Here is a 17,839-nt window from a genome sequence, read left to right as displayed (position 1 = left end):
ACTCGCTCAGTGCACCGACAGGCCGCCGTCGATGAACAACGACTGCCCGGTGACGTAGCTCGAGCCGACGCCGGCGAGGAACACGGCTGCCGCCGCGAAGTCGGCGGGCAGGCCGTTGCGGCCGATCATCGTGCGGGCGGCGAGTGCGGCGATCTGCTCGGGATCCTCCTGCAACCGCGCGTTGAGCGGGGTGAGCACGAACCCGGGAACCAGGGTATTGCTCGTGACTCCGGTGCCGCCCCATGCCTCGGCCTCCGAGCGCATCAGCGATTCCACGGCTCCCTTCGATGCGCCGTAGATGCCACTGCCGACGAAGGCGCGATGCGCCTGCTGCGAGCTGATGTGGATCAGGCGCCCGAAGCCGCGCTCGGCCATGCCCGCGGCGTAGCGCTGTCCGAGCAGGAACGGGGCGAGCGCGTTGACGGTCATCGTCGCATCCCAGTCGTCCTCGGTGATCTCGGCGAACGGCGGGCGGATGTTGATCCCTGCGGAGTTCACGAGGATGTCCGGTTCGCCGAACGGCTCGGCGGCAGCTTCGGCGAGGGCGCGGATCCCCTCTCGGGAGCCGAGATCGCCGACGACTCCGGCCGCCCGGCATCCGGTGCGAGTGAGTTCGGCGACGGTCTCGGCGATCCGGGCTTCGCCGCGCGCGACGATCACCGTGGCGGCCCCCGCACGCGCGAGTGCGGTCGCGATGCCTCGTCCGATGCCCGAGCTGCCGCCGGTGACGACGGCTGTGCGGCCCTCGAGCGAGAAGAGGTCGGCGAGGTACTGGTTCATCGGTCTCCTGATCGCGAAGCTCACCACGCCAGCGCGGCGGTGAGGGCGGGGTCGGGGCGGGCGTCGGAGTGCTCGGGGAGTGCTTCGATCTCGGCGACGAACGCGTCGATCTCCGCCGAGTACTCGGGATCGGCGTGGGTTCGTGCGATCTCGAGCAGCGGAGGCACGTCCATGGCCAGGATCAGTTCGAGTCGGGCCGTGACGGCGGCCTGGGCGCCCGCCTCGTGCAGCACCCGGATTCCTCCGCGCAGCGCCTCGAGGTAGTCGCGCAGCACCGGGAGCTGCGCCCGGCCCTGCGTGATCGAGGTGCCGTCGGCCCGCAGACGCCAGCGCACGACGGTGTCGGGAATGACGTCGAAGCGGCGGGCGCGCGTGTACATCAGCTGCGCCACGACCTGGTCTTCGTAGGCCACGCCCTCGGGAAACCTCAGATCGCTCCAGAAGTCGGTGCGGCTGATCTTCGACCATGCCACGATGTTGGCGCTCGCACGCGGGTGCTCCATGATCGTGGTGCCCAGTCGTGCCGGAGACGTCGCCGCCGACACCCATGGCTGCACCCGCCCGGGGACATAGCCCTTGCCGTCGAAGCGCGATCGTACGTAGGCGCCTGCGACGAAATCGCTGCCGGTCTCGGCGATGGTGCCGAGGAGGCGTTCCAGGGCCGTCGAGGTGAGCTCGTCGTCACCGTCGAGAAATCCGACGAAGGGGGTGTCGACCAGATCGAGGCCCACATTCCGTGCAGCACCGAGCCCTCGGGATGCCTCGTGCCGCAGGTTGCGGAACCGTGGATCCGACGCGGCGGCTGCGGTGAAGATCTCTGCGGTGTCGTCCACGGAGCCATCGTCGATGAGAAGAGCACGCCACCGTGTCTCGGACTGCGAGCGCAGCGAGTCGAGTGCGGCCGGAGCGAAGGCGCCGATGTCGCGGCCGGGGACGATCAGGGTCACGATCGGGGCGGTGGCGGTCACCAGCCGAGTCTATGGCCGCTCACGCCGCTCTCGCCGCTCAGCGGTGGGCGACCGCGCGCACCGACTCGGCCACCAGCGCAGCGAGCCGCTCAGGCAGATCGGGGGGCAGCGCCTCGCGTCCGAATGTGAAGCGCACGGAGGTCTGCGCGACCGCAGGGGACACCCCGCACGCGAGGAGCACGTGCGAAGGCTCGTCGCTTCCGGCAGCGCAGGCAGAGCCACTCGACGACACGACTCCCCGTCGCTCGAGCTCGAGCAGAACAGCCTCGCCGCTGACGCCGGCGAACGTGAAGCTCGCCGTGCCGGGAAGCCGCGCCATCGGGTCGCCGGTGAGCGACGCCTGCGGCACGAGCGCCTGCACCGTCTCGATGAATCGTCCCGTCGACGCGCTGAGCCGGGCGGTCACCTCGTCGCGCTCGGCGTCGGCGAGCTCCAGCGCCGTGGCGAGGGCCACGGCTCCCGCGACGTTCTCGGTGCCCGAGCGGCGGCCCCGCTCCTGGCCGCCACCGTGCAGGAGGGGTTCGAGCGCGACGCGCCCCCGCACGGCGAGCGCTCCGATGCCCTTGGGCGTCCCGAGCTTGTGCCCGGCCACCGCTATCGCATCCGCCCCGAGGTCGGCGAGCGGCAGCCACCCCGCCGACTGCACGGCGTCGACGTGCAGAGGTATACCGGCGTTCCTGGCAGCTGCCGCGAGTGCGGGCACGTCCTGGATCGTGCCGATCTCGTTGTTCGCGTGTCCGATGGCCACCAGCGCGGTGTCCTCCCGCAGGGTCTGCGTCAGGGCGGCACCGGATATCCTGCCGAGGGCATCGACCGGAGCAGCAGTCACCTCGACACCGTGGAAGCGACGCAGGTAGTCGGCGGACTCGAGGATCGACTCGTGTTCGATCGGCGAGACGACGAGATGCCGACGGCCGCGCGCGAGAGCTGCGAGCACGATCCCCTTCACCGCGAGGTTGTTCGACTCTGTTCCTCCGGAGGTGAAGATCACATCTCCGGAGCGCATCCCGAGCACCCGAGCGACCCGCGAGCGTGCGTCATCGAGCGCGCTCGCCGCAGCCTCGCCGAATGTGTGATGGCTCGACGGGTTGCCGAACACCCCGGTCAGGAAGGGGCGCATCGCGTCGAGCACCTCCGGGCGCACCGGGGCAGTCGCGGCGTGGTCGAGATACAGCATCCGCTTCAGCCGATCCGCACGTCCAGGCCGAGGTCGAGCGCCCTGGCCGAGTGCGTCAGCGCGCCGACCGAGATCACATCGACCCCGGTCGCCGCGATATCGCCGACCGTGTCGAGATTCACCCCGCCCGAGGCCTCGACCTGCGCGCGATCGCCGATGAGAGCCACCCCCGCGCGCAGGTCATCGAGCGAGAAGTTGTCAAGCAGCACGGTGTGCGCACCGCCGTCGAGCACTGCCGGGATCTGATCGAGCCGGTCGACCTCGACCACCACGTGGGTGGTGTGGGGCAGGTGCGAGAACGCGTCGCGCAGGGCGGTGGCGAGGTCGACGCCTGAGCGCTTCAGCACTGCCAGATGGTTGTCCTTGGCCATCACCGCGTCTGACAGAGAGTGGCGGTGATTGTGTCCGCCCCCCGAGAGCACGGCATGCCGCTCGAAGGCGCGGAGTCCCGGGGTCGTCTTCCTGGTGTCCGCGATGCGTGCCGACGTTCCCTCGATCGCCCGCACGTAGGCGGCGGTGACGGTCGCGATGCCGCTCATCCGCTGCGTGAAGTTCAGCGCGATGCGCTCGGCTGTGAGGATCCCGCGGGCGGATCCCGACACCGAGGCGAGCACGTCACCCGCCGCGAACGCGTCCCCGTCACCCGCGTGCACGTCGATCGAGATGGTCGGATCGGTGAGACGAAACGCGGCCGAGAACACCTCACCCCCGCTGAAGATCCCCGCTTCGCGAGCTACCAGGTCGGCGGTGGCGGTGGCATCCGAGGGCAGCAGCGTCGTGCTGGTGAGGTCGCCCCAGGGAGCGTCCTCCTCGAGCGCTGCGCCGACGACGCGGGTGATGTGGGCGGGAATGAGCATCAGACGGTCTCCAGGAGAGGTGCGGCGACGGGGTCGCGGAAGTGCGCACCGATCGAGTCGGTGCGGGCGAGAGCTGCGGATGCCGTCGCCTCGGCGAGCAGGAGCAGGTTCGCGTCCTCGCGCTCAGCGACGGTCGTCGGGTCGGGTGCAACGGCGAGCCAGCGACGCACCGTGATCACGGCGTGCCGGAGACCGTCTTCCGAGCGCAGAAGGCCCACGTGTTCCCACATCACTCGCTGAAGTGCTGCGCGAGTGAACGCGGTGCCGTGGGCGTTCACGTCGTCCGAGTCCTGGCCATCGTCGTGCATCGTGTCGTTCCTGGGCTCGACACGCGTGTCCATCCGGGGATGCTGCCACGGTGCGCCGAGTGCCGCTGCCGCGCGCGCGCCGAAGACGGCGCCCTCGAGCAGAGAGTTCGAGGCGAGGCGGTTCGCTCCGTGCACCCCCGTGCGCGCGACCTCGCCCACCGCGAACAGGCCGTGGATGGACGTGCGCCCGTCGAGGTCGGTGACGACGCCGCCCATGAGGTAGTGCGCTGCCGGTGTCACGGGAATTGGCTCGGAAGCCCAGTCGAAACCGCGTTCACGCGTGACCCGATCGATCGTCGGGAACCGATCTGCGAGCCGGCGTCCGCCGATCATCGTCGCGTCGAGATGCACGGGGGAGCCTTGCCGGGCGGCCTGTCGGGCGATCGCCCGTGCGACGGCATCCCGCGGGGCGAGTTCGCCGTCGGGGTGGGTGTCGAAGACGAATCGCCGACCGGCCGCGTCGATCAGGGTCGCACCTTCGCCGCGCACGGCTTCGGAGACGAGGAACGCGGGGCCCTCGGCCAGGATCGTCGGATGGAACTGCACGAACTCGAGGTCCTCGACAGCGGCGCCGATGCGGAGGGCTGCGGCGATGCCGTCTCCCGTGGCGCCCAGGGGGTTCGTGGTGTGTGCGTAGAGGTGACCGGCACCGCCCGTCGCGAGGATCACGGCGTCGGCTGAGAGGTCGGAGGTCACACCGTCGACCACCACGCGGATGCCACGTGCGATGCCGTGTTCGACGATCATGTCGGCGAGGAATGCGCCTTCGACGACGGTGACGTCCGCGCTGCGGACAGCGGCCACCAGCGCCTGGGCGATCGCTGCTCCGGTGGCATCGCCGCCGGCGTGCACGATGCGAGCGTGACGATGAGCGGCCTCGCGTCCGAGCAGGAGCTCACCGTCCGGTGAGCGGTCGAAGGCGACGCCTCGGGCGATCAGCTCGGCGATCCGGGCCGCGCCGTCGCGCACGAGAATCCCGACTGCGGCCTCATCCGAGAGCCCTGCCCCCGCATCGATCGTGTCAGCCGCGTGCTGCGCCGCAGAGTCGCCGGCGCCGTAGATCCCGGCGACGCCGCCCTGCGCGTAGCCCGTGCAGCCGTCGCCGATCGCGCCCTTCGTCACGACGGTGACCGAGTGTCCGGCCTCCCGCGCATGCAGCGCCGCAGTGAGCCCGGCGATCCCCGAGCCGACGACGATGACGTTCATCGTGCGCTCGCCACCACGGGCGGCTTCGCCGCCAGCATCCGCTCCAGAGCGATGCGTGCGGGGTCGGCCACATCTGCCGTGACCGTGATCCGGTTCGGCGTGCGACCTGCGACGAGCTCTTCCAGCACCCAGGCGAGGTACCCGGGGTGGATGCGGTACATCGTCGAGCAGGGGCACACCACCGGGTCGAGGCAGAAGATCTCGTGCTGGGGGAACTGCGCGGCGAGGCGGCGGACGAGGTTGATCTCGGTGCCGATCGCGAAGGTCGTCGGCGTGGTCGCTGCGGCGATCGCGCGGCGGATGTAGTCGGTCGAACCCGCTTCGTCAGCGGCGTCGACGACGGCCATGGGGCACTCCGGGTGCACGATCACCCGCACACCGGGGTGCTCGGCTCGCGCCTGGTCGATCTGGTCGACGGTGAACCGACGGTGCACCGAGCAGAACCCGTGCCACAGGATCACGCGGGAGTCGACGAGTTCGGATGCCGAGGAGCCGCCGAGCGCCTTGCGCGGGTTCCACATGGGCATCTGCTCGAGAGGCACGCCCATCGCCTTCGCGGTGTTGCGTCCGAGATGCTGGTCGGGGAAGAACAGCACTCGCCGCCCGCGCTCGAAGGCCCACTCGAGCACGGTCTGCGCGTTAGACGAGGTGCAGACGATTCCGCCGTGTCGGCCGACGAAGCCCTTGATCGCGGCGGAGGAGTTCATGTACGTGACGGGAATGACCGGCACGCGACCGTCTTCGTCCTGCGCGTCGAGGTCGCCGAGAACCTCTGCGAGCTGCTCCCAGCAGTCCTCGACCTGGTCGATGTCCGCCATGTCAGCCATCGAGCATCCGGCCGCGAGGTTCGGCAGGATCACGGCCTGATCGGGGCCGGAGAGCAGGTCGGCGGTCTCGGCCATGAAGTGCACGCCGCAGAAGACGATGGCCTCGGCATCCGGGCGCTCCTTCGCCGCGGTCGCGAGCTGGAAGGAGTCGCCCACGTAGTCGGCATGCCGCACGACCTCTTCGCGCTGGTAGAAGTGCCCGAGGATGACGGCGCGGTCGCCGAGCACCGCCTTCGCTACGCGGATGCGCTCGTCGAGGTCGTCTTCGCTCGCCTCGCGGTACTCGGCGGGGAGCTCTCCCTGTCGCGGTGCTCCGGTCGGGATGACATCGCCCATCGACGACCCGGGGCCGTAGCCGGGGCGCGAGTCGAAGTCCCACGGGCCGACGGCGAGGTCGGTCGTGCACGTCGCGTCGGTCGAGGCGCCCGACACGATCGACTGGATCGCGTGGTCGACGGAGGCGTCGACCGGCTGGACGACCGGTGTCGGAACGAAGGTGATGGTCATCGGGTGCTCGTCTCCTCAGGGCCGAGAGGGCCGTGATCGGCCAGCTCGACATCGGTGTTGTAGCGGTACAGGCGGGCGGGGCGGTGACTGCCGGTGCGGAAGCGGTCGGTGGGCAGGAGGTTGCCGGCGGACTCGACCTGACGGCGGAAGTTCGCGGGATCCAGGTGCTTGCCGAGGATCGCCTCGTACGCTTCGCGGAGGTCGGCCAGAGTGAACTCGGCGGGGAGGAAGCCGTGGGCGACCCGGCTGTAGCCGACCTTGCTGCGCAAGCGCCAGAGGGCGTAGTCGACGATCTTCCGGTGGTCGAAGGCGAGCGGCGGCAGGTCGCCGAGATCGACCCATCGCACGTTCTCAGGAGCGCGACCCGACGCCTGATGCGCAGCGCTCTGCGCATCGACGTCGTCCTGGCGAAGCAGCGCCCAGTACACGATCGACACGACTCGTGTGGGGGAGCGGTCGACCGCACCGAAGGCGTAGAGCTGCTCGAGGTAGCTCGGGGTGAGGCCCGTGGTCTCCGCCAGGGTCCGAGCTGCGGCATCGACCGGTGATTCCGTCTCGGTGAGCCAGCCGCCGGGGAGGGCCCATTGGCCGGCGAAGGGCTCGCGCGTGCGCAGCACCAGGGGCAGCGCCAGCACTGCCGAACCGTCGTCGGTGCGCCGAAGGGTGAGGATCACAGTCGACACGGCGACGTCGATTCCTCTGCTTTGGGTCATAAGTACCTTAACCTCCTGTTCCGATCTTAGTGTCATCGAGACTGTTAGTGCACCTTCGTGACGAGCCGGGCCCTGAGGCCGAAACGTTATATACCAGCGTTCTGGGCTCTTGTCGCTATGAAAGTGATTTGTTAGGTTACTGTCCTAACAAATCCCTTTCCGGGATCTGTTACGAACTCCTTCCCGGAGTTCGTCTCCACCCGGAGAAATCCCTCCTGCAGTGCAGCACCGAGAGGAAATACAGAATGATCCGTAACGGAAGGCGCAAGATCGCGCTCACCGCTGTGGCGGGGGCATCCGTCCTCGCTCTGGGCTTGACCGCCTGTGGCGCAGGTGGAGGCAATGAGGGGAGCGGTGGCGACGGCGACCGCGCTCTTCGTGTCTGGGCCGGCAGCCAGACCCCCATCACCGCGAACTACAACCCGTTCGCCCCGACTGTGCTCCACGGTGCGCTCGGGCCGATCTACGAGCCGCTGTTCTTCTTCAACAAGACGGCCGATGCTGAACCGGTCGGTCTGATCGGCGACTCGTTCGAGTACAACGAGGACGGCACGGTGATCACGATCACCATCAAGCCCGACCTCAAGTGGAGCGACGGAGAGCCGCTCACTGCGGCGGATGTCGCATTCTCCTTCACGTACGAGGCGAACAACCCCGAGGGCAACGGACTGGTCTCCGCCGAGGCGACCGACGACACCACCGTCGTGCTCACCTATACGTCCGCGCAGTACACGACCGAGTTCCAGCGTCTCGGCTCGACCTACATCCTTCCCGAGCACGTCTGGTCGGAGGTCACCGACTTCGCCAACTTCGCCAACGAGGAGCCGGTCGGTTCCGGCGCTTACGTCGTCGACAAGACGACGAGCGAGTCGTACACGCTCGTCGCCAACGAGAACTTCCGCGACGCCGACGAGCTCGGAGTCAAGAAGGTCCAGTACATCGCGGTCGACAACAACCAGACCGCTCAGGACCTGCTCGCCGCGGGCAAGCTCGACTGGACGGGCATGTTCATCCCGAACCCCGATGACGTCACGGGCAACGGTGCGATCGAATGGATCAACACCCCGCAGGACCCGACGGTGCTTTACACCTGCTCGAACGCCGAGCTCGGCTGCACGGGTCCGCAGACCGATGTCGCGGTTCGCCAGGCGCTCAACGTCGCCATCGACCGTGCGGCGATCAAGGACAAGGCGTTCGTCGGCCTGACCGGCGACATCTCGCCCACTTTCGCTCTGCTCCCGCGTGATGAGAAGTGGGTCGCGGACTCCGCCAACGAGGTCAGCCCCCAAGAGGCCGACGCCGGAGAGGCGGGCGAGATCCTCGAGGCCGCCGGCTACACCAAGGACGGCGACTACTACGCGAAGGATGGCGTGCCGCTCGAGCTCAGCCTGATCTCGGTTGATGGTTGGACCGACTACAACGACGCCGCGAAGCTGATCGCCGAGCAGGCCGAGGCGGCCGGCATCAAGGTCACGGCATCCACGGTGCAGTGGCAGGAGTTCTCCGACGCGCGCCAGGGCGGCGACTTCCAGCTGATCGTCGGCGGTGTCGTCGGCACGTCAGTCGCCGACCCGTTCCAGATCTACCGCGACTGGTTCGGTGGCACGGCCGTCGGTTCGACCGGTCCGGTCGGGGAAGAGATCCCTGCGACGCGCTGGAACTTCAGCCGCTACAACAACCCGGTGGTCGACACCGCCGTCCAGGCGGCGGTCAGCACGAACGACGAGGCCGAGAAGAAGGAGCTGTACGCCACGATCCAGACCGAGATCGTGCGAGACCTGCCCTACATCCCGTTGGTGGTCAATGCGACTCAGACCTTCTACAACACGAAGGACTTCACGGGCTGGCCGACGGAGGAGGACCTCTACGCCTTCCCGCCGTCCTGGGGCGCGATCGCAGCGGGCTACGTCCTGACGCAGCTCGAGCCGGCGAACTAAGCACATGATGTCGGGGGAGCAGGAAGCAAGGTCAGTGACATGAAGTTCTATGCACGAAGAATCGGGTTCTACGCCTTCACGCTGTGGGCCGCGATCTCACTCAACTTCCTGCTTCCCCGGCTCATGCCGGGGAACCCGGCGGACATCATGATCGCCAAGATGCAGCGGGCGGGCGGTGATGTCTCCGAGACGACGATCCGCAACATCAAACTGCTGCTCGGCGGTGATGACTCGTCCCTCTGGGATCAGTACATCGCGTACTGGGGGCGTATGTTCCGGGGTGACCTGGGCATCTCCGTCACCAAGTTCCCGGCACCTGTGAGCGAGTTGATCGGGCAGGCGCTGCCCTGGACGCTCGTCCTGGTCGGCACGGTGACGGTGCTTTCCTTCATCCTTGGCCTTGTGCTCGGCGCCTGGGCCGGGTGGAAGCGCGGTACCTGGGTCGATCACCTCATCCCCGCGACCACTTTTCTGCAGTCGATCCCCTACTTCTGGATGGCGCTGCTGCTCGTCTCGATCTTCGCGGTCGGACTGGGGTGGTTCCCGATCTTCGGCGGCTATGACGTCTTCGAGTTCCCCGACGGCCCTGAGCCGACATGGGCGTTCTTCACGAATGCGCTGTCGCACGCGATCCTCCCCGCCATCACCATCGTCATCTCGTCGGTGGGCGGCTGGATGTTCGGCATGCGCAACATGATGGTGCAGACCATGGCCGAGGACTACGTGCTCACGGCCGAAGCAAAGGGACTCCGTCCGCGCCGCATCATGACCACGTACGCGGCCCGCAACGCTGCGATCCCGTCGATCGCAGGTTTCTCCATCACCCTCGGATTCGTCGTGGCGGGGTCGATCGTGATGGAGCAGGTGTTCACCTATCCGGGCATCGGCAAGCTGATGTTCCAGGCGGTCACGAACAACGACTACGCGCTGATGCAGGGGCTCTTCCTCGTCATCACCATCACGGTGCTCGCCGCCAACTTCATCATGGACCTCGTCTATGGCTTCATCGACCCGAGGGCGCGCCAGAATGTCTGACTTCGAGAACGCAGTGCTGATCACGAAGGATCAGCCCACAACCCAGCCCGCGAGCACCATCTCGCTGGCGACCCAGCGGGGGCGCACGCGCCGCCGCGTGCTCCCGATCACCTCGCCCAAGTTCGTCGTCGGCGCTGTCATCGTCTTGTCGATCGTCCTGTTCGCGATCATCGCGCCGATCTTCTCGCAGAACCCGCGGAGCACCGACAACCCGGCCCTGCTCCCGCCGTCGCCGGAGCACTGGCTCGGCACCACCAAGCTCGGCAACGACATGTTCGCCCAGCTCGCGATCGGCGCCCAGGGGTCTCTCCTGGTCGGCGTGGTCGCCGGCGGCATCGCCATCATCCTGTCGCTGCTCTTCGGAGTCCTCGCCGGCTACCTCGGCGGATGGCGCGAAGACACCCTCGCGTTACTGACCAACGTGATGATCGTGATCCCCGGGTTGCCGCTGGTGATGGTGATCGCGTCGTTCGTGCCCCAGCGCAGCTGGCAGCTCGTGGCGTTCGTGCTCGGCATCACCTCCTGGGCCGGTGCGGCGTACGTGCTGCGTCTGCAGACTCGATCCCTGCGCACCCGTGACTACGTCTACGCGTCGAAGGTTGCCGGGGAGAAATCCGTGCGGGTCATCCTCGTCGAGATCATGCCGAACCTGCTGCCGCTCCTCACGGCTCAGTTCCTCTTCGCGATCATCTTCGCGATCCTCGGCGAGGCGGGACTCTCGTATCTGGGTCTCGGCCCGAACTCCTCCATCACCTGGGGGACCATCCTCAACGATGCGCAGTCCGGCCAGGCGCTCGGTCGAGGTGCGTGGTGGTGGTTCGTGCCGCCCGGAATCATGATCGCGGTGTTCGGTGCGGGACTCGCTCTCATCAACTTCGCGATCGATGAGGTCATCAACCCCAAGCTCCGCAACGCCCCAGATGCGGCGCGCCGCGTGCGCAAGGCAGCCAAGACGAAGGGAGTCTCCGCATGAGCGCTCCGGATGCGGTGCTGACCGCACGCAACGTGTCGATCGAGTACGAGGTAGACCCGCCGGTGAAGGCGGTTCGCAACGTCTCGCTGACCCTCAACCGGGGCGAGATCCTCGGGCTGGCCGGCGAGTCGGGCTGCGGCAAGACCACTCTCGCGTACGGCATGAATCGGCTGCTCAAGGCGCCGGCGCTCATGACCGGCGGCGAGATCGTGTTCCACGACCGTGACGGCCACGACATCGACATCGTCGCACTCGACGGAGACGGGTTGCGGGCGTTCCGGTGGGACAAGATCTCGATGGTGTTCCAGGGTGCGATGAACTCGCTCAACCCGGTCATCAGCGTCCGTGCGCAGATCTTCGACATCTTCGACACCCACCGACCGGGCATGTCCAAGAAGGACAAGCAGGCTCGGGCCGAAGAGCTGCTGACTCTCGTGGGGGTCGACCCGTCGAGGCTCACGAGCTTCCCGCACGAGCTCTCCGGCGGCATGCGTCAGCGCATGATGATCGCCATGGCGCTCGCGCTGGATCCGCAGGTGATGATCATGGACGAGCCGACCACGGCACTCGACGTCGTGGTGCAGCGGGGCATCATCCGCGAGATCATGCGGCTGCGCGAGCGGCTCGGCTTCGCAGTGATCTTCATCACCCATGACCTGCCGATGCTGATCGAGATCAGCGACCGCATCGCCGTGATGCTGCAGGGGCAGATCGTGGAGGAGGGCACGGCCGAGGAGATCTACCGCACGCCGCAGCACGAGTACACCAAGAAGCTGCTGTCGAGCTTCCCGAGTCTGACCGGCGAGCGCGGCGACTTCGTCCGCACCGGCAACCAGCCCAGCCAGGAGGAGATCCGATGAGCGCTCCCACCCTCGAAGCGCGGAACCTGGTGAAGGACTTCACCCTGCGATCAGGGCTCAAGACCTCGATCCTGCACGCGGTCAAGGACGTCTCGTTCACCATCGAAGCGGGCAAGACGGTCGCCCTCGTCGGCGAATCAGGGTCGGGCAAGTCGACGATCGCCCGGATGCTGATGAAGCTCGAGACGCCGACGAGCGGGCAGATCCTGCTCGACGGCAAGGATGCGGGGATGCGTGGCCGCGCGGTCGAGGACTACCGCTCGCAGGTGCAGATGGTCTTCCAGGATCCGTTCGCCTCGCTGAACCCGTTCCACACGATCATCCATCACCTGGAGCGCCCGATCAGGCTCCACCACCCGAAGCTCTCGGGCGCGCAGGTGCGTGCGCGCGCCATCGAGCTGCTCGAGCGCGTGCGGCTGTCACCCGGCGAGAGCTTCGCCGAACGTCGTCCGCATGAGCTGTCGGGCGGTCAGCGACAGCGCGTGGCGATCGCGCGGGCGCTGGCCCCCGGAGCGCGGTTCATCGTCGCGGATGAGCCGGTCTCGATGCTCGATGTCTCGATCCGCCTCGGGGTGCTGAACCTGCTGGCCGATCTGCAGCGCGAGGAGAACCTCGGGGTGCTCTACATCACACACGACCTGGCCACGGCCCGCCACTTCAGCGACGAGATCATGGTGCTCTACAAGGGCGATGTCGTCGAGCGCGGCCCTGCCGACGACGTCATCCTCAACCCTCAGCACGAGTACACGAAGACACTGCTGGGCGCAGCGCCAGAGCCCGAGAACCTCGGGCGCCTTCGTGACGAGGTCAGAGCCGAACTGGCGGGACGCTGAAAGCATCGTCGCCCTGCGCTCTCCTGTCGCCGTCCGTGAGGCGGCCACAGGAGAGTGCGGCTTTCTGCGGCCTGTGCCGATGATGTCGACCCGCTAGACTGAGGCCACAACTGAAGACAGGCCGAATGACCCACGCGGGAGAGCCCCGGCGAATGCAGCCGGGCACCGAAGGAGCAAGCCTCCCCGCCAATCTCTCAGGTACGCGTACCGCGCGGTTCCGGCCACTCTGAAAAGCGAGAACGAGCAATCGCCCGTGATCCGCCGACGGTGAAAGCCCAGTCTCTGGGCGAAGCTCTCAGGCCTATGACAGAGGGGGAGTTCCCAGGAGCAGCGTCGCCGCTGTTCCGCCCGACCCAGCCCGGGAGAACTTCATGTCCGACCCTCGCTACACCCCTCTGCGTGATCGCCACGAAGCGCTCGGTGCATCGTTCACCGACTTCGGCGGATGGCAGATGCCGGTGCGGTACACCTCCGATCTCGCCGAGCACCATGCCGTGCGGCACGCCGCAGGCATCTTCGACATCTCTCATATGGCGGAGTTCCTCGTCACCGGCGACTTCGCCGCGGCTTTCCTCGACTATTCGCTCGCGGGTCGGCTCTCGGCCATGTCTGTGGGCAAGGCGAAGTACTCGCTGATGCTGGCCGAAGACGGCGGGATCATCGACGACGTCATCGTCTATCGGCTCGCTGAGGACCGCTTCCTGGTGATCGCGAACGCGGGCAACCGCGGGTTCGTCGACTCGGCATTCGCGTCGCGCGTGCGATCGTTCCCCTCGCGGATCGAGCGCGAGCTGCCCGCCAGAGCCGAAGGCGAGGACCGCAGCTTCGCCGGGTTCATCGGAGACAGAGGAGTCGACGTCGAGGACGTCTCCGACGAGTACGCGCTGCTCGCTGTTCAGGGCCCGGCTTCTGAGACGATCGTCGCGTCGACGACGGGCATCACCGACCTCGGCACGCCGTGGGCCGAGCAGAAGTACTACGCGTGGGCCGACGCGATGTTCCTGGGTGCGCCGCTGCTCCTCGCCCGCACCGGATACACCGGCGAAGACGGCTTCGAACTGCTCGTACGAGTCGCTGATGCTCCCGCTCTGTGGGACGCACTCGTAGAGGCGGGCCAGGAGCACGGCCTCGTTCCCGCGGGTCTCGCGGCGCGAGACACGCTGAGACTCGAGGCGGGTATGCCGCTCTACGGGCATGAGCTCTCGCGCGAGACGAAGCCGTCGCAGGCAGGTCTCGGTCGGGTCGTCGTCTCCGACAAGGACGACTTCATCGGCAAGGGAGCGGTGGATGCCTCGTCCGATGCTCCCGTGCTCGTAGGCCTCGTCGCCGAGGGAAAGCGCGCCGGACGCGCGGGCTACTCCGTGGTCGACGCAGACGGTGTCGTCCTGGGCGAGATCACGAGTGGCGCCCTGAGCCCGACACTCGGCCATCCGATCGCGATGGCCTACGTCGCCTCTTCTTCCGCTGCGGAGGGAACCGCAGTATTCCTTGATGTGCGGGGAACCAGGATCCCCGCGACCGTGACCGCCCTGCCTTTCTACCGGAGGACCAAATGACCGATCTCAACGCACTCAGCTATACCGACGAGCACGAGTGGATCGCCGCTGACGGCGACACCGTGACCATCGGCATCACCGACTTCGCGGCCGACAAGCTCGGCGACGTCGTGTTCGTCGAGCTCCCGGCCGTCGGCACCGAGATCGCCGCGGGCTCGGTCGTCGGCGAGATCGAGTCGACCAAGTCGGTCGGCGAGCTCTACGCCCCGGTCACCGGCACTGTCGTCGAGATCAACGACGCCGTCGTCGACGACCCGTCGCTCGTGAACGCCGAGCCTTTCGCCGGAGGATGGCTCATCAAGGTCTCCGTCGCCGCCGGCGCCCTCGAGGGCCTGATGGACCGCGACGCGTACGTCGCTCTCACGGAGGGCTGATCGACCAGTGGTCTCTTTCGCCGATCGTCACATCGGAACCACCGCCGCAGCCCAGCGTCAGATGCTCGATGCCCTGGGCGTCGAGTCACAGCTCGAAGACTGGAGCCCCGTCGAGGCGCTGATGCGTCAGGCTGTGCCCTCCTCGATCTTCACCCCCGCCTCCACGGACTCGGTCATCCCGCGCGCGGCGAGCGAGACGGAGGCGCTCGCCGAGCTGCGGGCGCTCGCGTCTCGCAACACGGTGAACCGTCCGATGATCGGTCTCGGGTACTACGGCACGGTCACCCCTCAGGTGATCCAGCGCAACGTGCTCGAGAACCCCTCCTGGTACACCGCCTACACGCCGTACCAGCCGGAGATCTCGCAGGGTCGCCTCGAGGCGCTCATCAACTTCCAGACCATGGTGGCCGAGCTGACCGGTCTCACCACCGCCAACGCGTCGATGCTCGACGAATCGACGGCCGTGGTGGAGGGGATGCTGCTGGCGCGCCGTGCGTCGAAGAAGGCGTCGAACGTGTTCGCCGTCGACGCAGATGCGTTCCCGCAGACGAAGGCGCTGCTCGAGACCCGTGCCGAGGCCGTGGGCATCGAACTCGTGTCGGTCGACTTCGCCGCAGGGGAGGAGCTGCCCGACGAGCTGTTCGGCGTGTTCGTCCAGTACCCCGGCGCTTCCGGCCGGGTCTGGGACCCGAGCGCCGTGATCGATGCTGCGCACCTCGCCGGCGGGCTCGCCGTCGTCGCAGCCGACCTGCTCGCTCTCACTCTCATCTCGTCGCCCGGTTCGCTCGGCGCCGATGTCGCGGTCGGAACGACCCAGCGCTTCGGCGTGCCGATCGGCTTCGGAGGCCCGCACGCGGGCTACATGGCGGTGCGCGCAGGACTCGAACGACAGCTGCCGGGGCGCCTCGTCGGCGTCTCGGTCGACGCCGACGGCAAGCCGGCATATCGGCTGTCTCTGCAGACCCGCGAGCAGCACATCCGCCGCGAGAAGGCGACCAGCAACATCTGCACCGCGCAGGTGCTGCTCGCGGTGATGGCGTCGATGTACGCGGTCTACCACGGACCCGACGGGCTGAAGGCGATCGCTCGGGAGGTCGCGGCGAAGACCGCGATGCTGCGCGACTGGCTCGTCGACGCAGGCTCTGACGTCGTCCACGACTCGTTCTTCGACACCCTCCAGGTGCGGGTCCCCGGACGCGCGGCGGAGTTCGCGGAGCAGGCTCACCACGGTTTCGGCATCCTGCTGCACGCCGCTGACGCCGACACGATCGGGATCTCGGTCGACGAGACCACGACGGTCGCCGAGCTCCACCAGGTGGCTCAGGTGTTCGGCGGGGCCCGGGAGCGCGCCTTCGGGTTCTTCGGATCAGGATCGCAGGGCGGCCTTCCCGCCGACCTGCTCCGTCAGGACGAGTTCCTCACGCACCCGGTCTTCCACGCTCACCGCAGCGAGACCGCCATGATGAGATACCTCAAGAGCCTGGCCGACCGCGACTACGCGCTCGACCGCGGCATGATCCCGCTCGGGTCGTGCACGATGAAGCTCAACGCGGCGACCGAGATGGCATCGATCACGTGGCCCGAGTTCGCGGGCATCCACCCGTTCGCACCGGCGTCCGATGTCGAGGGGTATCTCGACATGATCACGCAGCTCGAGGCGTGGCTCGCGGAGGTCACCGGGTACGACGCAGTGTCGCTGCAGCCGAACGCGGGTTCGCAGGGCGAGCTCGCCGGCCTGCTCGCGATCCGCGGCTACCACCTCGCGAACGGCGATGCCCAGCGCACCGTGTGCCTGATCCCGTCGTCCGCGCATGGCACGAACGCGGCCTCTGCGGTGCTCGCCGGCATGAAGGTCGTCGTCGTGGCCTGCGACGAGCTCGGCAACGTCGACCTCGGCGACCTGCGGGCGAAGATCTCGGCGCACGCCGACGAGCTCTCCGCCCTGATGATCACCTACCCGTCGACGCACGGAGTCTACGAGCAGGACGTGGTCGAGATCACGACCGCAGTGCACGACGCGGGTGGCCAGGTGTACGTCGACGGTGCGAACCTCAACGCGCTGCTCGGTTATGCCCGGTTCGGCGATCTCGGCGGCGACGTCTCGCATCTCAACCTGCACAAGACCTTCGCGATCCCGCACGGTGGCGGCGGCCCTGGCGTCGGCCCCGTCGCCGCGAAGGCGCACCTCGCTCCGTACCTGCCGTCGCACCCGCTCGCGCAGCGGGCGGAGCACGCGGGCGGATACGTCTTCGAAGGCGGCGCCGTATCCGCTGCGCCGTACGGATCGGCCGGCATCCTGCCGATCTCCTGGTCTTACGTGCGGATGATGGGGGCAGACGGCCTCCGTCACGCCACTGCCGCCGCCGTCCTGTCGGCGAACTACATCGCCGCGCGCCTCGGTGAGCACTACCCGGTGCTGTACGCGGGGGAGGACGGCCGCGTCGCACACGAGTGCATCCTCGACCTTCGTCCGCTCAAGGAGGCGACCGGGATCACGGTCGACGACGTCGCCAAGCGCCTCATCGACTACGGTTTCCACGCGCCGACCATGTCGTTCCCCGTCGCGGGCACGCTCATGGTCGAGCCCACGGAGTCCGAGGACCTCGGCGAGATCGAGCGGTTCATCGAGGCGATGATCATGATCAAGGCCGAGGCGGATGCCGTCGCCGCGGGCCGCTGGCCCGCCGACGACAACCCGCTGGTCCACGCTCCGCACACCGCGGTCTCGCTGATCGTGGGGGAGTGGAACCACGCCTACACGCGAGAGGACGCCGCCTATCCGGTGCACGCCCTGGTCGCGGGCAAGTACTGGCCGCCGGTGCGCCGCATCGATCAGGCCTACGGCGACCGCAACCTCGTGTGCGCCTGCCCGCCGATCGAGGCATTCGCCTGAGACGAATCCTGACGAGCGGCGGGGGGGGGGGGGGG

General features: G+C 67.9%; 15 protein-coding genes and 1 riboswitch. Of the genes, 8 read left to right on the top strand and 7 right to left on the bottom strand.

The window, feature by feature from the left end:
- Positions 1-6 precede the first annotated feature (6 nt).
- From RQG82_RS17125 to RQG82_RS17095, 7 genes are read right to left on the bottom strand one after another with little or no spacing between them, the layout of a single operon-like run.
- Complete coding sequence (locus RQG82_RS17125) at positions 7-780, bottom strand: SDR family oxidoreductase (RefSeq protein ID WP_311260003.1); 774 nt, start codon at positions 778-780, stop codon at positions 7-9.
- A gap of 20 nt (positions 781-800) precedes the next feature.
- Positions 801-1,748, bottom strand: a complete 948-nt coding sequence (locus tag RQG82_RS17120; RefSeq protein ID WP_311260002.1) for a glycosyltransferase family 2 protein — start codon at positions 1,746-1,748, stop codon at positions 801-803.
- Between the two features lie 37 nt (positions 1,749-1,785).
- Entirely contained in the window at positions 1,786-2,925 is a 1,140-nt protein-coding gene (locus tag RQG82_RS17115; RefSeq protein ID WP_311260001.1) for a cysteine desulfurase family protein, read from the bottom strand.
- Between the two features lie 5 nt (positions 2,926-2,930).
- The gene (gene nadC, locus RQG82_RS17110; protein WP_311260000.1) at positions 2,931-3,782 is read right to left on the bottom strand and encodes a carboxylating nicotinate-nucleotide diphosphorylase; all 852 of its coding nucleotides are present in this window, start codon (positions 3,780-3,782) and stop codon (positions 2,931-2,933) included.
- Positions 3,782-5,296: an L-aspartate oxidase gene (gene nadB, locus RQG82_RS17105; protein ID WP_311259999.1), complete on the bottom strand. Its 1,515-nt coding sequence runs from the start codon at positions 5,294-5,296 to the stop codon at positions 3,782-3,784. The genes nadC and nadB overlap by 1 nt, the downstream gene beginning before the upstream one ends.
- On the bottom strand, positions 5,293-6,630 hold the full coding sequence (gene nadA, locus RQG82_RS17100) for a quinolinate synthase NadA (protein WP_311259998.1): 1,338 nt from the start codon (positions 6,628-6,630) through the stop codon (positions 5,293-5,295). Before nadA ends, nadB begins: the two co-directional genes overlap by 4 nt.
- Positions 6,627-7,343: an NrtR DNA-binding winged helix domain-containing protein gene (locus RQG82_RS17095; RefSeq protein ID WP_311259997.1), complete on the bottom strand. Its 717-nt coding sequence runs from the start codon at positions 7,341-7,343 to the stop codon at positions 6,627-6,629. The genes nadA and RQG82_RS17095 overlap by 4 nt, the downstream gene beginning before the upstream one ends.
- 245 nt (positions 7,344-7,588) lie before the next feature.
- Here RQG82_RS17095 and RQG82_RS17090 point away from each other — a divergent pair, with 245 nt between their 5' ends.
- The 8 genes from RQG82_RS17090 (at position 7,589) to gcvP (ending at position 17,804) form a co-directional block, all read left to right on the top strand.
- Positions 7,589-9,280, top strand: a complete 1,692-nt coding sequence (locus RQG82_RS17090; protein WP_311259996.1) for an ABC transporter substrate-binding protein — start codon at positions 7,589-7,591, stop codon at positions 9,278-9,280.
- A gap of 39 nt (positions 9,281-9,319) precedes the next feature.
- The gene (locus tag RQG82_RS17085) at positions 9,320-10,315 is read left to right on the top strand and encodes an ABC transporter permease (RefSeq protein ID WP_311259995.1); all 996 of its coding nucleotides are present in this window, start codon (positions 9,320-9,322) and stop codon (positions 10,313-10,315) included.
- Positions 10,308-11,288: an ABC transporter permease gene (locus RQG82_RS17080; RefSeq protein WP_311259994.1), complete on the top strand. Its 981-nt coding sequence runs from the start codon at positions 10,308-10,310 to the stop codon at positions 11,286-11,288. The genes RQG82_RS17085 and RQG82_RS17080 overlap by 8 nt, the downstream gene beginning before the upstream one ends.
- On the top strand, positions 11,285-12,148 hold the full coding sequence (locus RQG82_RS17075; RefSeq protein ID WP_311259993.1) for an ABC transporter ATP-binding protein: 864 nt from the start codon (positions 11,285-11,287) through the stop codon (positions 12,146-12,148). The genes RQG82_RS17080 and RQG82_RS17075 overlap by 4 nt, the downstream gene beginning before the upstream one ends.
- Positions 12,145-12,981, top strand: coding sequence for an ATP-binding cassette domain-containing protein (locus RQG82_RS17070; protein WP_311259992.1), 837 nt, complete (start codon positions 12,145-12,147; stop codon positions 12,979-12,981). The genes RQG82_RS17075 and RQG82_RS17070 overlap by 4 nt, the downstream gene beginning before the upstream one ends.
- 125 nt (positions 12,982-13,106) lie before the next feature.
- A riboswitch (glycine riboswitch) is annotated at positions 13,107-13,201 on the top strand.
- A gap of 151 nt (positions 13,202-13,352) precedes the next feature.
- Positions 13,353-14,537 (top strand): glycine cleavage system aminomethyltransferase GcvT, encoded by a 1,185-nt coding sequence (locus RQG82_RS17065; protein WP_311259991.1) that lies wholly within the window; start codon positions 13,353-13,355, stop codon positions 14,535-14,537.
- On the top strand, positions 14,534-14,911 hold the full coding sequence (gcvH, locus tag RQG82_RS17060) for a glycine cleavage system protein GcvH (protein WP_311259990.1): 378 nt from the start codon (positions 14,534-14,536) through the stop codon (positions 14,909-14,911). Before RQG82_RS17065 ends, gcvH begins: the two co-directional genes overlap by 4 nt.
- Before the next feature lie 61 nt (positions 14,912-14,972).
- Positions 14,973-17,804, top strand: coding sequence for an aminomethyl-transferring glycine dehydrogenase (gcvP, locus tag RQG82_RS17055; protein WP_396653635.1), 2,832 nt, complete (start codon positions 14,973-14,975; stop codon positions 17,802-17,804).
- Positions 17,805-17,839: the final 35 nt, after the last annotated feature.

Origin of the sequence: Microbacterium sp. WCS2018Hpa-9, assembly GCF_031843745.1 — a bacterium.
Classification (GTDB): domain Bacteria; phylum Actinomycetota; class Actinomycetes; order Actinomycetales; family Microbacteriaceae; genus Microbacterium.
Note: the sequence above shows the minus strand (reverse complement) of the source record. Positions and strands in the feature narration are given on the sequence as shown.